We start from the raw sequence: 19,967 nt of genomic DNA on the forward strand, positions 1-19,967 counted from the left end.
GGCCGGTTTGTAAGGCGTGTCCCGGCCGTTGACGGCGGTTATGCGCTCAGTCGATGCTGATCGGGTTCGGCCACCATGCCGGCGATGAACACATGCACCGCATCGACGTCGATCGGGCGGCTGAGCAAATAGCCCTGGATCTGGTGGCAGCCCTCCTGCCGCAGAATTTCCGCCTGCGCCGCGTCCTCGACCCCTTCCGCCAGCGTTTCCATGCCCAGCGCGTCGGCAAGCGTCGTGATCGCGCGAATGACGGCGTTGGCGTTGCCGCCCTGCGCCAGGTCGCGGACAAAGCTCTGGTCGATCTTGAGTTTGTCGAAGGGGAACGAGCGCAGATAGCTGAGCGACGAATAGCCGGTGCCGAAATCGTCGAGCGCAATGCGGACGCCGAGCGCGCGCAGGCTGTGCAAGGTTTCGAGCGTCTTCTCGACATTGGCGATAAAGATGCTCTCGGTGATTTCGAGCTCGAGCCGGTTCGCCGGCAGCCCCGACGACGCCAACGCCGACAGGACGATATTCGCGAGCCCAGGGGTCAGGAACTGCTTGGGCGAGATGTTGACCGCCACCGACAATTCGCCGGGCCAGGTCGCCGCCTGGCGGCACGCTTCGCGGATCACCCATTCGCCGATCTGGACGATCAGTCCGGTTTCCTCGGCCAGCGGAATGAATTCAATGGGGCTGATCATGCCCTTGTCGGCATGCGGCCAGCGAATCAGCGCCTCGAACGCCATCAGCCGTTCTTCGTGCATGCTGTACAGCGGCTGATAATAGAGTTCGAACCCGCCGTCGCGGATCGCGAGCCGCAGGTCGAGTTCCATCTGACGGCGGTGGCGCGCCTGCTCGTCGAGCGATTGTTCGAAGAAATGATAGGTCGCCTTGCCGTCGCGCTTGGCGCGATAGAGCGCCAGGTCGGCATTTTTCATCAGCGTGATGCCGTCGATGCCGTCGTCGGGCGCGACCGCGATTCCCATGCTGGCCGACGCATCGGCCTGTTGCCCGTCGATCATGATCGGGCGGTCGAAACAGCTTTGCAATTTGTCGGCGAGCGCGGCGAGATTTTCACTCGCGGGCAGATCGCCGAGCAGGATCGCAAACTCGTCGCCGCCGAGCCGCGCGACGATCGCATCGCCCAGCACCGCCTGCAGATGTTTGGCGACGTTGCGCAGCAGCGCGTCACCGGCGGGATGGCCCAGCGTGTCGTTGACGACCTTGAAATCGTCGAGGTCGACATAGACGACCATCAACCGCGCCGCGTCACGCCGCCGCGCCAGCGCCTGATCGAGCTGTTCGACGAACAATTTTCGATTGGGCAGGTTGGTGAGCCCGTCGTGCAACGCGACATGGGTGATCTGGCGTTCGCGTTCGGCAATCGCGGCGACCATTGTGTTGAAGCTGGCGCCGAGACGGCCGATTTCATCGTCCGACGTCACCTCGACCGACGCATTCTTGCCTTCACCCAGCAGCCGCGTCGCTTCGTCGAGCGCGCTGAGCGGGCGGGTGATCGTGCGCGCGATGCGCCAGCTCAAAACAATGACCAACGTCAGCCCCGCGACGGCAAGCGCCACGAGCAACCACTGCAGCCCCGAAAACTCGCCGAGCGCCTTGCTGAGCGAATGGTTCAGCACCAGTCGCGGCCGGATGCCCGCCTGCAAGCTTGGCAGCGCGGTCACATGGTGGAGGATGCGTTCGCTGTCGCCGCTTTCGACGACGCGGCCCGAAGGGACGGCGGCGAGCGCGGGGGGAAGCTGCGATGCGCGCAGCACCCGGGCATCGATGTCGACGGCGGCGAGCTTGGCGAGCCGCCGCATTTCCGCGGTGTCGAGCGGCTGCGCGAGGACGAGCCAGCCGATCGTATCGGGAACTTCGATCGGCGATGCCGCCGCGAGCGCCAGCTTGCCGCCGATCTGGATGATGCCATGATCCCGCCCGCCGTCGAGCGCCTCCCAAAGATCCTCCGACGCGGGCAACGCCCCCGTCGCCGATCCGACCATCGCGCCGTCGATGCCGACGACAAACGCCGCCTCGCTGCGCGAGCGTTCGCGCAAGCTGACCAGCGCGCTTTCGATCGTCGGCTCGTCGCCGGTCGCCACCGCTTCGCGAAAGCCGAAATCGCGCGACAGCACGTCGGCCGATCCGCGCATCTGCTGCGCGCGCAACGCAATGATCTCGTCGAACACCCTGGCATTGGCGGCAAGATCGCGCGCGGCGCTGTCTTCGCCGAAACGCGCGATGCCGTTGCCCGCGAGCAACAGGATGGCGGCAAGGATCGCGGTCGATAGCGCGGCATAAGCGACCGCGATCCGCAACTTGAGCGACCGGAAGCGAAAGCGCTGGGGGAGGGTCGGGATTTGGATCATCGCAGCTTCAGCGCGATCTTCTGGCGGCTGGCGCCCGCGCCAACCGCGAGCACGCGCTTCAGCTCGCCACCCGGCGTCCGCGCGCGGGGGTGCCAGACGGTCAATTGATAACCGCCCGCCGTCAGGCCCGACAGGCTCACCAGGCCATTCTGGTCGGTCTTGCCCGCGAACGGGGTGTCGACGACGCGAATATAGCCGCGCATCTGGTCGTGGATGTTGCACCCGAGCGCGACCGTGCCGACGATCGGAAAATTCTGCGTCCGCGTCTGGTCGCGGCCATAAAGATCGAATTCGAACCGCGCCGCTTTCGAGAAACTATAGACGCTGTGGCGGACGGTATCGAGATTGGGAAAGGCGACGCTGCTGCCGCGCGCCACGATCAGCGTGCCGGGGACGAAGGCGACGCCTTTTTGCGCCATCGCGGGTTTCCACGCAAAGCGAATCGCGCCGCGCCACCCGCCCGTCGGCGTCAGTTCGACGACGGCGTCGCGAACGGGCAATCCGCGCTCGTCGACGACCTGCACCTGAACAGCCGTCGGCGCAGCCGCCCATGCGGCGGCCAGCGGCACAGCGAACGCAAACGCCATCGATAAAAGAAGTGGTCCCTTCACGCCGTCCGGTTAAGCGCCAGAGCTTAAGATTCTCTCAAATTATCAGTTTCATAGTTAACGCAATTTTTGCCTCTTGCTGCGATTGTGCCAGCATGGACCAACCGCTCATTCGCCTGCTGGCACCGCTTTCGCTCGCCTGTCTTTGCGCCGCGTCGCCCGCTGCGGCGCAAGAAACGTCACTGATTGATGGTGGCAAGCTGCTGCTCACCAATGGCGTGACGACGATCGAGGGCAGCAGCGGCGGCGGGGTTGCCACCTGGTCGACGATCGCCGGACGCGAAACCGATCGCGGCATCGGTCTGTCGGGGCATGTCACGCTGATCGAACTGCCCGATTATGGCTGGCAGAGCCACGGCGTTGCGGTCGGCATCGCGAACCGCGTCGAAATCAGCTATGCGCGGCAAAATTTCGACACCCGCGATGTCGGCACAGCGCTGGGGCTCGGCCGCGGCTATACGCTCAATCAGAATATTTTCGGTGCCAAGCTCCGCCTCGCGGGCGATATCGTTTATGGCGACCCGCTGCTACCGCAGATCAGCCTTGGCGTCGAACATAAGCGCAATCGCGACACACCTGTGGCGCTCGCGGTCGGCGCCGCGCATGGCAGCGGCACCGACTTCACACTCAGCGCGACGAAGCTGTTCCTCAGCCACAGTGTCCTGGTCAACGCGACCGCGCGGCTGACCAAGGCGAACCAGGCCGGGCTGCTTGGCTTTGGCACCCCCGGCGACGACGCGCATCGGGTGCAGTTCGAAGGATCGGTCGCCTATCAATTGTCGCGCCGCGCCGTCATCGGCGCCGAATATCGCACGAAACCCGACCAGCTGGCGATCGCGCGCGAGGATGATTGGTGGGATCTGTTCGCCGCCTATGCGCTGACCGACCATCTGACCGTCACCGCCGCCTATGTCGATCTGGGCTCGATCGCCACCTTTGACCAACAGCGCGGCGGCTTTCTCTCCGCACAAATCGCTTTTTAAGGGATCGTCTGATGTTGCTGCTCGCCATCGCCCTGCTGATACAACCCGCCACCGAGCCACCGGTCGATTGGGACAAGGAATTCGGCGTCGAGGAAAAGGTTCGCGATCCGGCGACCGGCGAACTGCCGGTCGATCCCTATGTCCAGAGCAACAGCCATGCTGGCGCGGCGCCCTTTGCGGGTTCCACGATGGCGGCCGCGTTCGGCGGACAGGACGGCATCCGGCGTATCGCCAACCGCACGGTAGAACTGTCCGAGGCCGATCCGCGTATCGCGGCGATCTTTCAGGCGCACGACATGGTGCGGCTGAAACGCACGCTGTTCGAACAATTCTGCTACATATTGAACGCGGGCTGCGATTACAGCGGCCGCGACATGGCGGCAGCGCACAAGGATTTGGGCATCCGGGTGCGCGACATGAACGCGCTCGTCGAAAACCTGCAAATCGCGATGCGCGACGACAACATCGCCTTCGCCGCACAGAACCGCTTCCTCGCCAAGCTAGCGCCGATGTCGCGCGACGTTATCACGCGCTAGCGAAGCGCAAAACGCAGTCGATGGGCATCCACGTCGCGAGAGGCGGCGGAGCCGCGCGCGGTGCGCTACAATATTTGAGATGCGGATTTGCTCGGTTTTGGTGTGCGTATCAACGTCCGAGGAACCAAAACATTTTCACATTCGCCATCGCGCCGATGGTAGCGGACGCATCGCCCCGACAAGGCCCATCACGATTGGTCGCTTCGGCGTTCTGACCCTCAATAAAGCGAGAAAGCGGACACGCCAACTTTTCGCCGAAGCGATGATGGGCTCCGATCCAACGCCGGAACGAAACGCCAAGCGAGCCGCGCTTCGGCTCTCGCAGCTCATCGATCTCTATGAAACCGAAGGATACTTTATCCAGCGCGGCGAGCGGCAGGGTGAGCCAATGAAGGCTCTGACCGAACAATATACTTCGCGCGATTGCGCCATAATATGGTCCCGCTGCTCGGAGCAAAGCGCCTGGCCGGGTTGGCGTTGACCTCGGCGCGCTATGCGCCGGCCGTCGACCAAACGGCGGAAACCGAAACAATCTATCGAACGGAACGATCGCGGTGGCGGGGGCGGTAGGCCTTCTCGTCGTCGTAGGCGGAGCGTTAGCGCTCTCGGCCAGTGGCAATCCCGACCGCTGCAACCCCGGCGAGTGCGACAACAATTAGTTGCCCAAGACTCCGGTATGTCAGCCCAATCCAAACGGCTTTCGCGAAAGCTCGGCGACCAGAAAATCGAATACAGTCCGGACGCGCTTACTGGTGTTCAATTCGCGATGCGTCGCGAGCCACATGGGGACGATCATCGGCTCCATATCGGGAAGGATGCGGCAGACAAGCGGTTCGGCGTCACCGATATCCTTTGTTATACCGCCAATCCCGACGCCCTGCTTCACGAGCTGCCACTGAACGATATGGTTGTCGCAGATGATCGGAAAGTTTCTCTTTGTGACATCGAGGCCCTGCGCATTGAGCACGTTCATCAACGCATCGTTGCTCGCAAATGCCAAAAAATCGGCTTCATTTAAATCGGCAAAAGATCGCGGATTGCCGATTAGATCACGGTAGCTGTGTGCGGCGTAAAAATAGGCTTCGTCGTCGCGAATCTTCTTGGTGATCAGATCCGGTTGGGGCGACACCATGTTTCTTACCGCAATATCCGCCTCGCGACGCAGCAAGTCCGAAGCGCTGTTGGAAGCAATAATTTCAATCGAAATGCCCGGGTATTCCTGACGCAACTTCTGGATGATCGGTGGCAAAAGATAGGCAGCATAGACTTGACTGGCAGCGATGCGAATAGAGCCCTCTATCGATTGTGACTGCCCTGATGCCGCGAGTGACAAGCGGGAGGCCGCGCTCCCCATCCCGCGCACATGTTCCAACAATTCGTGTCCGCTTGGGGTCAATATCAGCCCCCTGCCCGCTCGCTCAAACAAAACGAGGCTCAACTCTTCTTCGAGAGCGTCCACCTGTCGACTGAGTGTAGGCTGCGTCATTCCCAGCGCACGGGCAGCAGCCGAAAGCGACCCTTCCTCAGCGGTCACGAGAAACGCCCGAGCCCTGTTCCAATCAAATTTTACCGTCCGCCAATCCATGCATATTTGCATATGTGAAATAGAGAATACTGCAATTTTTATTTCGGATCCGCATAGCTACTTCGCTTTCTCAGCTGCCCTGAAGGAAGAACCATGCGTGCCCATTGAAGCCGGAGAAGCCTTCAAAACTCCAGTCCGCCCCAGCTTTTCTCAGATCGACCAGCGCCAGCAACCGTTTGGCGCTGGTCGCCGGCGAAGCCTTAATTTGCTTAAGTGAGTAAGATTGCCTTCGCCGGTGCGGGTGAAGGCCGAATATTGCGCCTCTCCCCCCAATGCCCCCGGTGCGCAATGTTCGGTCTTCCCCGGAAATTATACAAATCAGCAACTTCGCCAAGCCCGCTAGCGGCCCATCGTTGCGTGGGTCGGTCGGTCTTACGACAGCCAAATCCAGGAACCTAAATATGACCAAGACATTCCGAAAGATCCTGATCGCGGGTTTGGCCTTAGCCGCGCCAGCATCCATTACGTCCGCAAAAGAGAATGATGAAGGTCAGAATGAAAACCATGTCATTGTCGGTGCAGGGGTTCTCGACCGGCACACCCCTTTCAACTCGGCGTCGACGCAGACCTCGCCTATTCCATTTGTTTCCATAAGGCAGGGTGTATATTATTTTGAAGCTGCGGAGACCGGCTTGCATTTCGATAAGGATCTGGCTGGCATCACGCCATCCCTAGCGCTTTTCGTAGCTGCCCGTAGCCCGCAGGGGCGGGATCGCGAAAAACTGTCCGTTGACGCGGGAGCGCGTATCTCCCTTGACACCAAATGGGGTAAGCTGAGCGGCGAATTTCGTCATGATGTCACCGACAAGTTCAATGGGACGGAAATCATTGCCCGCTACAGCTATCCGGTGTCTGTCGGACGATTTTCTGTCACTCCATCTGTACAAGCGAGCTGGCTAGACCGGAAGGCTGCCAACTATATGTACGGCGTGACCGCTGCACAGCGTGCGCGCATGGTCAGAAAAGACCGACGCGTAATTCTGCCGGTTGCCCCGATCACAGATGAGGCCCTGAATCTGGGCGGTGACCTCTCAATGACCTTCCAGCTTACTGAGCGGCTGATGCTCTTCGCTGTCGTGGGCGGCACCTATCTCGACAAATCTATTCATCGCAGCGCCGCAATCGAGCAAAAGTGGGAGGCGCAAAGCGGGCTGGGCGTGACTTACAAATTCTGACGCCAGTGTAGAAAAATTTGAGCCACAAAACGCCGCAAATGGGGATATAGAAATGACTCCGTGGTTCACGAAGCCCGCTGTCGTCCTTGCTGCGCTATTGGGCGGCACTCTACTCACGATCCTTCTGGCATTAGTGCAAGTGGTGCAGATTCCGCTAGGTTCTCTGCCCGAGGACAGTCGGCACCTGAGCGCCGCGCCGGTCTGGCATTTCATGCATGTGCTGGGCGGCGCTACTTTTGGCCTCCTCGGACCCATTCAATTCAGTCGGGTTTTGATGCGCAAATATGGGGTTCTGCACCGCCTTATGGGCCGCGTGTTTGTGGCAGCGGGGACAATGATCTCGCTGAGTTCGCTGGGTCTACTTTGGCACTTTCCTGACACATATTCGGTGGCCGTCAGCAGCGGGCGGTTGCTATTCGGGATCGCCTTAGGCGTGGCTTTGGCGGTTGCGATGTGGACCATCCGCAAACGGGATTTTACCCGCCACCGCAACTGGATGATTCGCGCTTATGCAGTTGGGATCGGGGCGACTGCCGTGTCGATGGTGTTTTTTCCCATCTACCTAATCACGGGAAAGCCCCCGATGGGCCTTGCCTCCGACATCGTATTTTTGGGGTCTTGGACGGCTTGCGTCATTTTCGCCGAAGGCGTGGTGCGCAGAATTTGAGTCGTATGATTGATGGACACAAGTTGCCCGTCCGCGCACGCCGATCTGCGCATCCTGCGCAAACTGAGCTCGCGCATGCACGTGCCGGCCAAAGCCGCACGTGGGGTCGAACGATGAGGGCGATCGATGACGAGGCCAGCTAGATATCTAACGTCACTGCCGACCCTGACGATTCCAGTCGATGCTGTCGGGTACCTACAGCGCCCCGGTGTGATCACGTCGCCCGGCCTCAGTGTCGCAACCGGCCTCTTGGTTATCTTCGGCGCGGTCTGGCAACGGACCGCCGCGTGGACAGTAAAGCGCGCAATTTCGTTACTGAGTCCCCAATCGTTTCCGCTTGGGTAACTCCGGTTTTTTTGCCGGCATCTTCTTACGCTAACTTCAGGATCCACGCGCATGCATGCTGTTGACGCTTCAAATCTGCTTAAACGATTCGGAGATCGAACCGCTGTAGATCGAATTTCGCTCACAATTCCTTCGCATGGCGTATTCGGCCTCCTCGGTCCTAATGGCGCCGGGAAAACGACGTTGATGCGGCTTATGCTGGGGCTGATCAAGGCAGATGGCGGCACCACCCGGATATTTGGCTTCGACGTGCGGCGCGATCGTCTTGCAGCTTTACGGCATGTCGGCGTATTCCTCGAGGCTCCGTCACTGTACGAGCATTTGACCGGGCGAAAGAACCTTGCCGTGCGCTGTCGCTTGCGAGGCATCGCTCGCGAGGCAATCGATGTCGCCCTCGACATCACCGGCATGGCTTATGCTTCGAACAAGATCGTTCGCACATATTCTCTTGGTATGAAGCAGCGTCTGGCGATCGCACAGGCGCTGCTTGGACAACCCAAGCTGCTTATCCTCGACGAACCAACCAATGGCTTGGATCCAGATGGGATTGCGGACGTCAGACGCCTCATTGCAGAGTTGCCGGACAGGATTGGTGGATCGGTACTTCTTTCGAGCCATCTACTGAGCGAAGTGGAGATGGTGGCACAGCAGATTGCAATCGTGCGGGACGGTCGAGTCGTAGCGAACGGCGAGCTATGCGCTTTGCTCGGCGGAAATCGCGAACTGTTGGTCGAGACAGCAGATTCCGCGCGAGCCTTATCGATCCTCCACGGCATAGGACTTTCCGCCCGGTCAGCCGGCGGCGGCATTATGGTGATGGGCGAAAATGATGTCGCAGAGAGAGTCCGCATCAATCGCGCGCTTGTCGAAGGCGGGTGCAATATCAGCGGGCTCGTCGTGAGAGCGAAGACGCTTGAAGATCTTTATGCCGATTTTTCACCACCAGCGTCGGCAAGTTTAACCGGAGAATTCGCATGATGCGTCTCGTTGAGGTTGAATTTTGGAAACTAAACCGCTCGCTTGCGGTCGCCCTCGCCGTGCTCGCGCCCGCACTTCCGGGGGTTCTTGCAGCCTTCGCGATCACGTCGTCGGAACGGACTATGACATGGAATGTTATCTACAACCAATTCGCCCTGCCGATATGGGTGGTCTTTCTGTATCCCATGGCTGTTGCCGCCTTTGCGACGTTGGCAGGGCAGATTGAGCATCGATCAAATGGATGGGAAAACATGTTTGCTCTTCCCGTCTCGAAGTCGGCAATATTTCTTGCGAAGATATTGGTGTGCTTGTCTGTTGCGGTCAGCATGACGATATTGATGTTCGGTTTGACGGCGCTGGGCGGCGCTGCCGGAATCGTAACAAGCGGGCGGCCACCTTCGGATATTTTTCCGATCGAAGAGCTGGCTCGGCGCGCGCCTGCGATCCTAGCCTCGACGCTGCCGCTGACCCTTCTTCAGATATGGGTGGCGCTTCGCTTTTCAAACTTTGTTGCGCCGCTGGCTTTCGGGATCGCGGGCACCTTCATCGCATTGGCAGTTGCTATGACCAACACCGCAAAAGCGGACCTGTTTCCTTGGGTTTTACCGTTCCGAAGCCTTTTGGAGAAAGACCCGTCGATTTTAACAGTGCAAGCGATCGCTATGTCAATTGCGGTGGCTATTGTGATGATGATTGATTTGAGTCGGGCTCAGATTCGCTAGGGTCAGGACCCATTGATTTGAGCAGGTCGCAGTGATTCAGGCTCACTGCGAGGGGCCGGGATGATGAGTGATTTATATTGGCTGGCGGACGAGCAGATGGCGCGTCTTCAGCCCTATTTTCCGTAAGCTTGTGTGCGTATTGTCCGTCAGCTTGAAGTCTAAGCGATAGGTCCCGCCCGTTCGAATTACAGATCCGACCGGCCCGAACAACGTGAAGGCACGGTCCTTGTATCGCGGCTCAAAGGAAACGCTGCTGCTCCTGGCTTCGCGTGCCATCTCGCAGCAAACTCATCCAGCTTAGGCCGCAGCGCCCTCGTCCGCCAGCGCCAGTCACGCCTTCCCGCCCTGCAATCTTGCCAGGATGCCCCACATCTCGGTGCGCGCTGCGGCGTCCCGAGCGCCATCTCGGCTGCGATTGAACGAGTGCAAGCATGATGGCGGCCACCAACGAGGAATTGAGCAACACCAATTGTCTCCGTTTGATGAACAGAATTCAGCGCTGCAATCGGACGACGAACTTGCGGCTTGGGCTCAGCGCGGCCACGAGGCTGCCGTCTTCCTGCCGGCGGAAGTCGTAGGTGCCGCTTGGCGTCACCAGCGCAGCGCGATCCAGTCGATTGCCGGGCAATATCGAGATCACTGTCAGATTGTCGGTGCTGCCCTGTGGCAGGGCGTCGAACCACGCGCCAGCAGCATTGGCCATACTGAGTGTCCCGCGGCAGATCCCGTCTGAAACTGTGAACTGGACGGTGCCGGCTATGGGCTTGTCGCCAAAGCTGCCGCTGTATCCGGTCGCCCAGGTCGGGCATGGAGTATGAGGCCCCGCAGAATTGGCCCGAAATGGCGCGACCAGCATCTCTGCGGTTTCCCTGATGTCGGAAACCCAGCCTGCGTTCGACAGCACGCTGACGCTATCCCCGCTATCGGGATAGACTATCAACGTACTGCGCGCGCCGATCGCGGCCCCGGAATGATGCGCAATCTTTTGGCCATCCGGGTCAGTTCCGATGCGCCATCCGAACGCGAGCCCGTCCTCGCCATCGACGACCGGTGAGCCATCGGTCATCTGAGCCGGCTTCCACATCGCCGCCTTTGCCTCTGACGAGAGGAATCCGTCGCGCATCACCCGTGCTCCGAACATCGCGACGCCGGGAGCCGTCCCGCGAAAACCCGCACCGCCCCACGAATAGCTATAATCGTGCGGACCAGCAGGCTTGATGATGCCATCGACGAATTCATAGGCGACGGTGTCGTTCTGCGGGTCGGGCGTGAGATCCGGGCGTAGCGGCAGATCATTGATGACCGTGCGCGCGACGTAGGACAGGAACGGCTTGCGTGTAGCGCCCTCGATGGCCGCGCTCAACAGAGTGAATCCGTTTGAGCTGTATCGATAGCCCGTGCCGGGTGTGAAAAGGAGTGGGCGGTTGGCGAAAACCTCGACAGCTTCATCCACGGTGCCAAAATGGACGCCCCCACGTGCGGCATCAACATCCTGATAGTGCGGGATACCGGACGTGTGCGCAGCCAGCTGCCGCAAGGTTATGGATGACGGCCAGACGAGTTGGCGGCCCGGGAGGTAGCGCTGAACCGGTGCATCGAGGTCCAGCATTTTCCGATCGTATAACAAGATCGCTGCCGTCGCGGTCACCAGCTTGGAAACGCTGGCGAGCCGGAAACTGGTGTCGGGTTCGACCGGCAGTTTGCGATCCAGATCGCGATATCCTGCGACACCGGTCCAGATCAGCTGACCATCTCGCGTCACGGCCGCGGCCATACCGGGTACGCCGTTGGCTTCTACCTGGGCGGCCAGGATAGCATCGGCGATCCGGCGTTGCGCAATTGCATCATTCTCGCGAGTGCGGGCTGACTCGTGGGTGCCGGCTGACACGGGAGTGTTGCATCCGATCGCAGCGAGGGCAATGAGGGCGGAGGGTATGGAGAGTTTTGTCATGCCCCAAAGCTGCGGGTCAATCCGGCGTTGGGACAAGAAAAGAACGGTGAAGATTGGTGAAATGAAGATGGAACTCTGCCGCGTGCGTCACGCGATCATCGCGAATGGCCGTGCGCATCGATTGCCCGACCTGTCGTTCCGGATGCTCGACCTGCTGTTATCGCGGGCACCCGACCCGATATCATTCGCGGACATCGAGCAGATCGTCTGGAACGCGCAAGTGACCCGCGAGACAATCAAGCAGAGGGTGACTTTGTTGCGGGAGAGTCTGGAACAGGTCGGAATCGATGGAGCCACCATCGAAGCGGTCCGCAATCACGGCTATCGCACCACTTTGCAGACGAGCGTGACCGAACCTGCGCGGCGATGGCCTGGTCGCAGCAAGATTGCATTGGCGGCCGGCTCAATCTTGATGGCAGCCGCCGCCATGCTGCTTATATGGTCGCTGCGCGGCACGGGCGATAGTGGCCCAGCGGTGTTGGCTGTTGTTGCGTCTCCGTCCGCTCCGGGCAGCGATCCGGCGGAGTGGGAGGCGCTTCGGCGCGACATGGTACGAACAATCTCGAAGTTCGAGGGCGTTCAGGTCATCGACCGACTTCCTTCGTCGGGTGCGCGGCCAACCTATATCGTGCGGCTCGCTCGTGGACGCTCCGGGCAGAATCCGCGGCTGGCAACCGAGCTCGTCGATGGCCGGACGGGTGCTGTCCTGTTTGCGGAGGAGTATCTCCTGTCATCATCGGGACCTGACCGCGCAGTCATGCATTTTGCGAACAACGTCCACGCCCACGTGACTGCATTGTCGCCAAGCGGCGCCGGTATTTCAGACGATGCGCGCGTCCGTTATGCAGAAGCATATCGGCTCTGGCGGCTTGGGGATCGGCAAAGCCTTGTCGGTGCCCGCGTCAGGCTTCGGGCATTGGTAAGCGACCCCGGAGCAAACCTGCTCGCCCGTTCGCTGCTGGCTCGCGTGCAATCCGACATGGTGCTGCGACATGGCCTACCCACCTCCCTAGCCCGGCAAGCAGAGCTGGACGTTCGCGCCTTGATCGCAAGACAACCTAGCGTTGGAGATCTTCGCTACTCGCTGTCGCGCACCTTGCTGGCGCAGGGCAAGCGCGAGCAAGCCCTCGATGAGTTACGCATCGCCCAACGGACGATGCCCTTTCTCGGACGCGACATTATGGCGATCGAAGATCGTTTCGAAGCGCATCGTGGTCGACCTGACACCTGATTGGCAGCTTCGTGTTTCACTGTGTCAGCTTCTGGCAACCGACGGGAAACCGTCCAACGGCCGCGATCACGCGCAAAACGGACTGTGCTGCCATTTGCCATCTCATCGGACCAACCCCAACCTAATCATATTGATCGGGGCATGCCGCATCCTCAACGCCCGTAGAACCAACGCTAAAAACCTATATCTTGCCCATAGGTCGTGGCAGCCGAATGCAAAAATGGTACATATAAACCAACCATGGCCAGCATCTCGTAGAAGCCGGGCGGTATCCACCGTGCGACCGGCACGTCTGCGCGCGCCAACTATAATCATGGATTATATAGGAAAACTGGAGCGGGCGAAGGGATTCGAACCCTCGACCCCAACCTTGGCAAGGTTGTGCTCTACCCCTGAGCTACGCCCGCTCTGGCGGCTGAAACCGGTCGGTTCCAGCGGGTGAGGCGGGCGCTTAGCATCGGGTTTTGGAGTCGGCAACCCCCTTCATGCTTTTCGCATCTTATCGCGGGTGAAGGGTTGGCATATTCGCCGCAATTCCCACATAGATAGTCAGGCATTTTGAACAGGAGCATGACGCGTGGCCACTTTGGGTCTGAACCCCACCGAGAAGGAAGCGGTCGAAGCGTTCCGCCGCGACATCGTCGAACCGTCGATGACCAATCTGGTCATCCTCGATTTCTGGGCCGAATGGTGCGGGCCGTGCAAGCAGCTGACCCCGATCCTGGAAAAGGTCGCCGCCGATTACGCTGACAAGGGCGTGTTGCTGGCCAAGATCGATGTCGATGCCAACAAATTTATTGCGAGCCAATTTCAGGTCCAGTCGATCCCCACCGTCTATGCGATTTTTCAGGGTCAGCCGGTCGCGAACCTGACCAATGCGCGCACCGAAAGCCAATTGAAGACGATGCTCGACCAGTTGCTGGCGCAGCTGCCGATCGAGAGCGAGGCGACGGCCCGCGCGGTCGAGATCGCGCCGCTGATCGAAATGGGCGACGCGGTGCTGGCCGAAGGCGACGGGGAACGCGCTGCGAGCATTTTTGGCCAGATCCTGGAGATGGCGCCCGACAATGCCGCGGCGCATGGCGGTTTGATCCGGGCCTTTGTACTCGCGGGCGATCTGACCAGCGCCCAAGGCGTGCTGGATATGGTGCCCGCCGAGATCGCCGAAGACCCTGCGATCGCGCAGGCGAAAAGCGCGCTGGCGCTCGCCGCCGATGCCCCCGACGCGGGCGAACTCACCGCGTTCGAAGCCGCGGTTGCGGCCAATCCCGACGATCATCAGGCGCGGTTCGACCTCGCCAGCGCGCAGATCGGCGCGGGCCAGCGCGATGCCGCGACCGGCAATTTGCTTCACATCGTCGCCGCCGACCGCGAATGGCAGGAGGATGCGGCGCGCGCCAAGCTGCTGTCGCTGTTCGAAGCCGTCGGGCTGGAAGATCCTTGGGTCGCCGCGCAGCGCCGCCGCCTATCGCTGATCCTGTTCGGCTGATGGGCGACACCGCGCCCCTGACCATCCAGCGGATCGCGATATTTCCGCTGCCCGGCGCGGTGCTGTTTCCCGGACTGCACCTGCCGCTGCATATTTTCGAGCCGCGCTATTCGGCGATGGTGCAGGAGGTGCTGGCGCGCGACCGGCAGATCGGGATGATCCAGCCACGCCAGCTGCCGGGTGAAGAAAATCGCGAACCACCGTCGCTGTACGACATTGGCTGCGTCGGCCGCATCGTCGATGTCGAAGCGCTCGACGAGGGGCGCTTCAATCTGGTGCTGGAAGGCGTCGCGCGCTTTCGCGTCCGCCGCGAACTCGATGTCACGACCCCGTTCCGTCAAGTCGAGGCCGAGATCGAAACCGAGATTGAGGACGACGCGGTGTTGTCGAGTATCGAGCGCGCCAGCCTGGAGCGAGAGGCGAAACGCTTTGCGGCGCGGCAGGGCTATGTCGTCGATTGGGATTCGGTCGGCCAGCTCGACGATGCGACGCTGGTCAACGGCATTGCGCAGGTCGCGCCGTTTGATGGCGCCGCGAAACAGGCGCTGTTGGAGGCGACCCCGATCGATGCGCGCGCCGAGCTTGTGGTCCAGCTCATGCAGTTTTTCGGCCGCTACGACAACGACGACGGCCGCGCCACGCTGCAATAGGCGGGCGCTCAGTTCGGTTTACGAGGCACCGCATGGCGTGTGATGTCGGCGAGCGCACGACGCACGATGTGGCGATCGCTTTCCCGCAGCCGATCCGCTGCCTCCCTGTGCCGGAGTTGATCGCGGACCAGCGTCCGTTCAGCGGCGACGCGCGCCTCGATCCGATCGTCAATGCGCCGCGATCCCCGCGACAGCGTGGTACGACGCCGCGCGGCCCATTCGCCGACGAGCCGGTCGGTGACGAGATCGGCGAGGCGATCGCCTGCAGCCTGCTCGGTCGCGACCTCGGCGGCGGGGTCAATCAGCCAGTCGTCGGCGCCGTCAGCCTGCAACGCATCGAGCGACAGCGTCGCGGTGACATGCCGCCGTCCCGCCGAACGCTGGTCGCCATGAAGACGCAGCCGCAGCGCCTGCAGCTCGGCGCGCAATTGCCAGTTCACATAGGTGGTGAAGCGCGCCCGTGCCGGATCATAGCGTTCAGCGGCGCGGTGGAGCGCGATGGCGCATACCTGCGCCGCGTCGTCGGCAACATCCGCCAGGCCGTAAGCGCGGGTGAAGTAGCGGATGCGCGGCGCCGCCAAGGCGGCGAGGCGGGCAAAGCTGCGATCGACCAGCGCCCGCGCTCGCGCGCCCGGCGCCGCATCAAGCGCGGTCCGCGCCTGAATATAATCCGTCACTGCGTGTTCGAGCGCGTCGCTTTTTGCCGACATGGTCCGTCCCCATCTGCCGCGGCGTGGGTGCCGCAGCGACCGGGATAGGCAAACATGATGAGCGGTGCACTGAGGGGCGGATAGGTAGAAATACCTATACGGGCGCTTACCCATTTGCCGTTTGTGTCGAGCGCAGTCGAGACACCGTGAAGACGTACCCGAATGATAGGCATCTCGACTTCGCTCGATGCGAACGGACGAATCGGTTGCGTCTAAACCTCCGCCCCCGCGAGTAACCGTGGCAGATCGCCCGCCTCGCCGCGCGCCTCGTCCATGAAGAAGCGCTTGAGCAGCGGCATGCGCTGCACGGCGCCGAGCCCGGTGCGGCGCACTGCCGCGGCGGTGCGGCCGGGGATACCAAACAGGCGGGTCAGCCCGTCGGTCGCGAGGCTGACCATCATATTGTCGAGCCCGCGCCAGCGCTGGTACCGCGCGAGCAGCGCCGCGTCGCCAAAGTCGAGCCCGAGCCGCGCGCCCTCGACCAGCACTTCGGTCAGCGCCGCGACGTCGCGCAGCCCCAGGTTCAGCCCCTGCCCCGCGATCGGGTGGATGCCGTGCGCGGCGTCGCCGACCAGCGCGATGCGCGCCGCCACGATCGACGCGCTATGGTGGAAGCCGAGCGGATAGGTCATGCGCGGCGCGACCAGTTCCATTGCGCCGAGCACACCGCCGGCACGCTTGTGCAATTCGGCGACAAAGCCGCGGTCGCCCAGCTTGGCCAAAGCCGGACCGTCTTTTTCGGACACCGTCCACACGAAGGCCGAGCGATGCCGTCCTTCCGCGTCGTCGACGAGCGGCAGCAGCGCGAAGGGACCCGACGGGTAGAAGATTTCGTGAGCGACGTTGCCGTGCGGCCGCTCGTGCGCGAGCGCGCCGATCAGCGCGTGATGGTGGTACGACCAGTTGGCGATGCTGAACCCTGCGGCGTCGCGAGTCGGCGAGCGGCGACCTTCAGCGACGATCAGCAGCGGTGCGGCCAACATTGATCCGTCGGCGAGCGTCAAAGTGACGCCATGGTCGTCCACGTCGCGCGCGATGACGGTGGCCGGCATATGTCGCCGCACCAGCGGCGCATCGGCGAGTGCCGCAGCGAGCACGAGGCGAAGCTGGCGATTCTCGACCATCGTCCCGAGCGGCGGGTCGCCGTCGGCGGTGGTGAAGTCGAGGTCGCCGCCACGGCCGCTGTCGGGCGTACCATCGCCCACTTTAATCGCGCGGATCGGACAGCCGTGACTGGCCAGCCGTTCAGCGATCCCGAGCACCTCAAACATCTGCCATGTCGCGCTGGCGATCGCCGACGCGCGGCCGTCGAAGCCCGGTGCGATCGCCGCGATCGGGTCGGCGGGATCGACGATCTGCACCGAAAGGCCGTGATGCGACAGGGCGAGGGCGAGCGCCTGGCCGACCAGGCCGCCCCCCGAGATCAGGATATCGCTGCGCAGCGTTTCACTCATTAACCGGCCCTAGCGCGCGGCGGAGCGGTTGGAAAGGCTGTGGACGCGCGCGGGCCTGCGCTTGACGGCGAGTCCGCCGCATGTGCATATCGCCGTGGTTAACTGATGGGGACCGTTTTCAGCATGGCTAGCCGCAAGGCCGCACCGGTAAAGGCCGATTGGCGCACCGTTTTCCGCCAAAGCATCGCGCGATCGCTGGTGATCGGCGAGGCAGCGCTGCTTGCGCTGTTCACGCTGTTCCTGACCCTCGCGCTGATCACATACGACAGCACCGATGCCGCGCTCAACACCGCCGCCGGCGGCACCGCCGCCAACTGGATGGGCAGCATCGGTGCGTGGTTCGCCGACCTTGGCCTGTCGATCGGCGGCGTCGGGGTCGCGCTGCTGCTGCCGCTGCTCGGCCTTTTGGCATGGCGACTGTGGGTGGGTGAACCGCAGCCCTATTGGCTGCGCCAGCTCGCTTACAGCTTTGTCGGCATATTGCTGGTCGGGTTGGGCGCCGAGCTCTGGTCGCCCGCGACCAGCGCGCCGATGCCCGCGGGTTGGGGCGGGATCATCGCGCTGCTGATCGGCGGCGCGATCACGCCCTTGTTCGCGCAGGCGGGCGAACCCGCGGCAGCGCTGATCCGCATCGCAACGATCCTGGTGCTTGTCGGGGTTGGACTATGGCTCACATGGCGCGCTCTCCGGCTTGAAAAGGGCTGGGCATCGCGCTTCCGCCTGCCCGCAGCCGAAGGAAGCCGCGTCGTCGAGGACGTGCGGGCGGCAGGCGACGGCACGAAAGCCCCGAACCTGATGGAGCGCGTCATCCGTCCACGCGCGGTCGCCGAACCGAGCGACCGCGCGCCGCCCGAGATCGCCGATCCGGCGCAGCGCACCGCGCCGTCGAAACCCAAACCCAAACCGCAGACCGAATTGTTCACCAACTACCGTCTGCCGTCGATCGACCTGCTCGCACCGCCGCCGCCGGGGCCGACCGGACAGATCGACAAGGCGGGGCTGGAACGCAATGCGCGCCTGCTCGAATCGGTACTCGAGGATTTTCAGGTCAAGGGCGTCGTCACCGCGGTCCGCCCTGGCCCCGTGGTCACAATGTACGAACTCGAACCCGCGCCGGGGACGAAGGCGAGCCGCGTGTCGAACCTGGCCGACGACATTGCGCGCAACATGTCGGCGCTGTCGGCGCGCATCGCGCCGATCCCCGGCCGCACCGTGATCGGCATCGAGCTGCCCAATGCCAATCGCGAGTCGGTGGTGCTGCACGAAATCATCGGCAGCGCGCTGTTCCAGGACCAGACCGGCGCGCTGCCGATCATCCTCGGCAAGAATATCAGTGGCGACCCGATGATCGCCGATCTGGCGCCGATGCCGCACCTGCTGATCGCGGGTACGACCGGATCGGGCAAGTCGGTCGGCCTCAACGCGATGATCCTGTCGCTGCTCTATCGCCTTGGCCCCGACCAGGTGAAGATGATCATGATCGATCCCAAGATGCTGGAACTCAGCGTCTATGACGATATCCCGCACCTGCTCGCCCCGGTGGTGACCGAACCCAAGAAGGCGATCCGCGCGCTGAAATGGGCGGTCGAGCAGATGGAGGATCGCTACCGGATGATGTCGTCGCTGTCGGTGCGCAACCTGGCTAGCTACAATGACAAGGTGCGCGGCGCGCTGGCCAAGGGCAAGTCGCTCGGGCGGCGCGTCCAGACCGGCTATGACCCCGACACCGGCCAGCCAATCTATGAGGAAGAGGCGCTCGATTATGCGCCGCTGCCGCAGATCGTCATCGTCGTCGACGAACTTGCCGATTTGATGATGACCGCGGGCAAGGAAGTCGAATTCCTGATCCAGCGGCTGGCGCAGAAAGCGCGCGCGGCGGGCATCCACCTGATCCTCGCGACGCAGCGCCCGTCGGTCGACGTCATCACTGGCGTCATCAAGGCGAACCTGCCGACGCGCATCAGCTTTAACGTCACCAGCAAGATCGACAGCCGCACGATTTTGGGCGAGGCGGGCGCCGAGCAGTTGCTCGGCAAGGGCGACATGCTGTATGTGCCCGGCGGTAAGCAGATTACCCGCATCCACGGGCCGTTCGTGTCGGACGACGAAGTGCGCGCGGTCGCCGACCATTGGCGCGGACAGGGCCGCCCCGACTATGTCGAAAGCGTCACCGAGGATCCCGAGGATGGCGGCTTTGCGATGGAAGGCGCGCCCGCGGGCGGCGACAGCGCCGAGGACCGCATGTATGCCAAGGCCTGCCAGATCGTCGTCGAAAGCCAGAAGGCGTCGACCAGCTGGCTGCAACGGCAATTGCGCATCGGATATAATAGCGCTGCACGCCTGATCGAGCGGATGGAGGAGGAAGGGCTGGTCAGTCCGCCCAACCATGTCGGCCGCCGCGACGTACTCACCGACCAATATGGCCAGCAGCGGTAAGGAACTTTTGCCGTGCTCGCGGTTTGAACGGCGTCTGACGAGGAGGTTCACGGCGGGTTCAATGCCCGCCTGCGATGAGCCGAACCAACATGA

General features: G+C 62.2%; 17 protein-coding genes and 1 tRNA gene. 10 read left to right on the top strand and 8 right to left on the bottom strand.

Annotated elements, in window-relative coordinates; translation table 11 throughout:
* Positions 1-38: 38 nt before the first annotated feature.
* Both ACQY6T_RS13035 and ACQY6T_RS13040 read right to left on the bottom strand, forming a co-directional pair.
* Positions 39-2,354, bottom strand: a complete 2,316-nt coding sequence (locus ACQY6T_RS13035) for a putative bifunctional diguanylate cyclase/phosphodiesterase (protein ID WP_428631305.1) — start codon at positions 2,352-2,354, stop codon at positions 39-41.
* Entirely contained in the window at positions 2,351-2,941 is a 591-nt protein-coding gene (locus ACQY6T_RS13040; RefSeq protein WP_428631306.1) for a methylamine utilization protein, read from the bottom strand. Before ACQY6T_RS13040 ends, ACQY6T_RS13035 begins: the two co-directional genes overlap by 4 nt.
* A gap of 116 nt (positions 2,942-3,057) precedes the next feature.
* Here ACQY6T_RS13040 and ACQY6T_RS13045 point away from each other — a divergent pair, with 116 nt between their 5' ends.
* Positions 3,058-3,945, top strand: coding sequence for a DUF3034 family protein (locus ACQY6T_RS13045; RefSeq protein WP_428631308.1), 888 nt, complete (start codon positions 3,058-3,060; stop codon positions 3,943-3,945).
* A gap of 11 nt (positions 3,946-3,956) precedes the next feature.
* Entirely contained in the window at positions 3,957-4,481 is a 525-nt protein-coding gene (locus ACQY6T_RS13050; RefSeq protein WP_428631311.1) for a group I truncated hemoglobin, read from the top strand.
* Between the two features lie 109 nt (positions 4,482-4,590).
* On the opposite strand, the gene ACQY6T_RS13055 is transcribed toward ACQY6T_RS13050, so the two are convergent.
* Entirely contained in the window at positions 4,591-4,890 is a 300-nt protein-coding gene (locus ACQY6T_RS13055; protein WP_428631313.1) for a hypothetical protein, read from the bottom strand.
* A 270-nt stretch (positions 4,891-5,160) separates the two neighbouring features.
* Positions 5,161-6,066 (bottom strand): LysR family transcriptional regulator, encoded by a 906-nt coding sequence (locus ACQY6T_RS13060; protein WP_428631314.1) that lies wholly within the window; start codon positions 6,064-6,066, stop codon positions 5,161-5,163.
* Positions 6,067-6,467: 401 nt separating this feature from the next.
* Here ACQY6T_RS13060 and ACQY6T_RS13065 point away from each other — a divergent pair, with 401 nt between their 5' ends.
* The 4 genes from ACQY6T_RS13065 (at position 6,468) to ACQY6T_RS13080 (ending at position 9,953) form a co-directional block, all read left to right on the top strand.
* Positions 6,468-7,241 (top strand): MipA/OmpV family protein, encoded by a 774-nt coding sequence (locus ACQY6T_RS13065; protein WP_428631316.1) that lies wholly within the window; start codon positions 6,468-6,470, stop codon positions 7,239-7,241.
* 52 nt (positions 7,242-7,293) lie between these two features.
* Positions 7,294-7,908: a DUF2306 domain-containing protein gene (locus tag ACQY6T_RS13070; protein ID WP_428631317.1), complete on the top strand. Its 615-nt coding sequence runs from the start codon at positions 7,294-7,296 to the stop codon at positions 7,906-7,908.
* 396 nt (positions 7,909-8,304) lie between these two features.
* Positions 8,305-9,231 (top strand): ABC transporter ATP-binding protein, encoded by a 927-nt coding sequence (locus ACQY6T_RS13075; RefSeq protein ID WP_428631320.1) that lies wholly within the window; start codon positions 8,305-8,307, stop codon positions 9,229-9,231.
* Complete coding sequence (locus ACQY6T_RS13080; RefSeq protein ID WP_428631322.1) at positions 9,228-9,953, top strand: ABC transporter permease; 726 nt, start codon at positions 9,228-9,230, stop codon at positions 9,951-9,953. The genes ACQY6T_RS13075 and ACQY6T_RS13080 overlap by 4 nt, the downstream gene beginning before the upstream one ends.
* Positions 9,954-10,446: 493 nt before the next feature.
* Here ACQY6T_RS13080 and ACQY6T_RS13085 read toward each other — a convergent pair whose 3' ends face one another.
* Positions 10,447-11,904 carry a serine hydrolase domain-containing protein gene (locus ACQY6T_RS13085; RefSeq protein WP_428631324.1) on the bottom strand — a complete coding sequence of 486 codons (1,458 nt, stop codon included), beginning with the start codon at positions 11,902-11,904 and terminating at the stop codon, positions 10,447-10,449.
* Here ACQY6T_RS13085 and ACQY6T_RS13090 point away from each other — a divergent pair.
* The gene (locus ACQY6T_RS13090) at positions 11,888-13,135 is read left to right on the top strand and encodes a winged helix-turn-helix domain-containing protein (protein ID WP_428631326.1); all 1,248 of its coding nucleotides are present in this window, start codon (positions 11,888-11,890) and stop codon (positions 13,133-13,135) included. The genes ACQY6T_RS13085 and ACQY6T_RS13090 overlap by 17 nt on opposite strands.
* A gap of 332 nt (positions 13,136-13,467) precedes the next feature.
* On the opposite strand, the gene ACQY6T_RS13095 is transcribed toward ACQY6T_RS13090, so the two are convergent.
* Positions 13,468-13,542, bottom strand: a tRNA-Gly gene (locus ACQY6T_RS13095).
* 170 nt (positions 13,543-13,712) lie between these two features.
* Here ACQY6T_RS13095 and ACQY6T_RS13100 point away from each other — a divergent pair.
* Entirely contained in the window at positions 13,713-14,624 is a 912-nt protein-coding gene (locus ACQY6T_RS13100) for a tetratricopeptide repeat protein (RefSeq protein WP_428631329.1), read from the top strand.
* Entirely contained in the window at positions 14,624-15,274 is a 651-nt protein-coding gene (locus ACQY6T_RS13105; protein WP_428631330.1) for an LON peptidase substrate-binding domain-containing protein, read from the top strand. The genes ACQY6T_RS13100 and ACQY6T_RS13105 overlap by 1 nt, the downstream gene beginning before the upstream one ends.
* Before the next feature lie 8 nt (positions 15,275-15,282).
* Here ACQY6T_RS13105 and ACQY6T_RS13110 read toward each other — a convergent pair whose 3' ends face one another.
* The gene (locus ACQY6T_RS13110; protein WP_428631332.1) at positions 15,283-15,984 is read right to left on the bottom strand and encodes a sigma factor; all 702 of its coding nucleotides are present in this window, start codon (positions 15,982-15,984) and stop codon (positions 15,283-15,285) included.
* 212 nt (positions 15,985-16,196) lie between these two features.
* Positions 16,197-17,438 carry an FAD-dependent monooxygenase gene (locus tag ACQY6T_RS13115; protein WP_428631333.1) on the bottom strand — a complete coding sequence of 414 codons (1,242 nt, stop codon included), beginning with the start codon at positions 17,436-17,438 and terminating at the stop codon, positions 16,197-16,199.
* A gap of 123 nt (positions 17,439-17,561) precedes the next feature.
* Here ACQY6T_RS13115 and ACQY6T_RS13120 point away from each other — a divergent pair, with 123 nt between their 5' ends.
* Positions 17,562-19,874, top strand: coding sequence for a DNA translocase FtsK 4TM domain-containing protein (locus ACQY6T_RS13120; protein ID WP_428631335.1), 2,313 nt, complete (start codon positions 17,562-17,564; stop codon positions 19,872-19,874).
* The last annotated feature ends 93 nt before the right edge of the window (positions 19,875-19,967 follow it).

This window comes from Sphingopyxis sp. (assembly GCF_965279725.1).
Classification (GTDB): domain Bacteria; phylum Pseudomonadota; class Alphaproteobacteria; order Sphingomonadales; family Sphingomonadaceae; genus Sphingopyxis.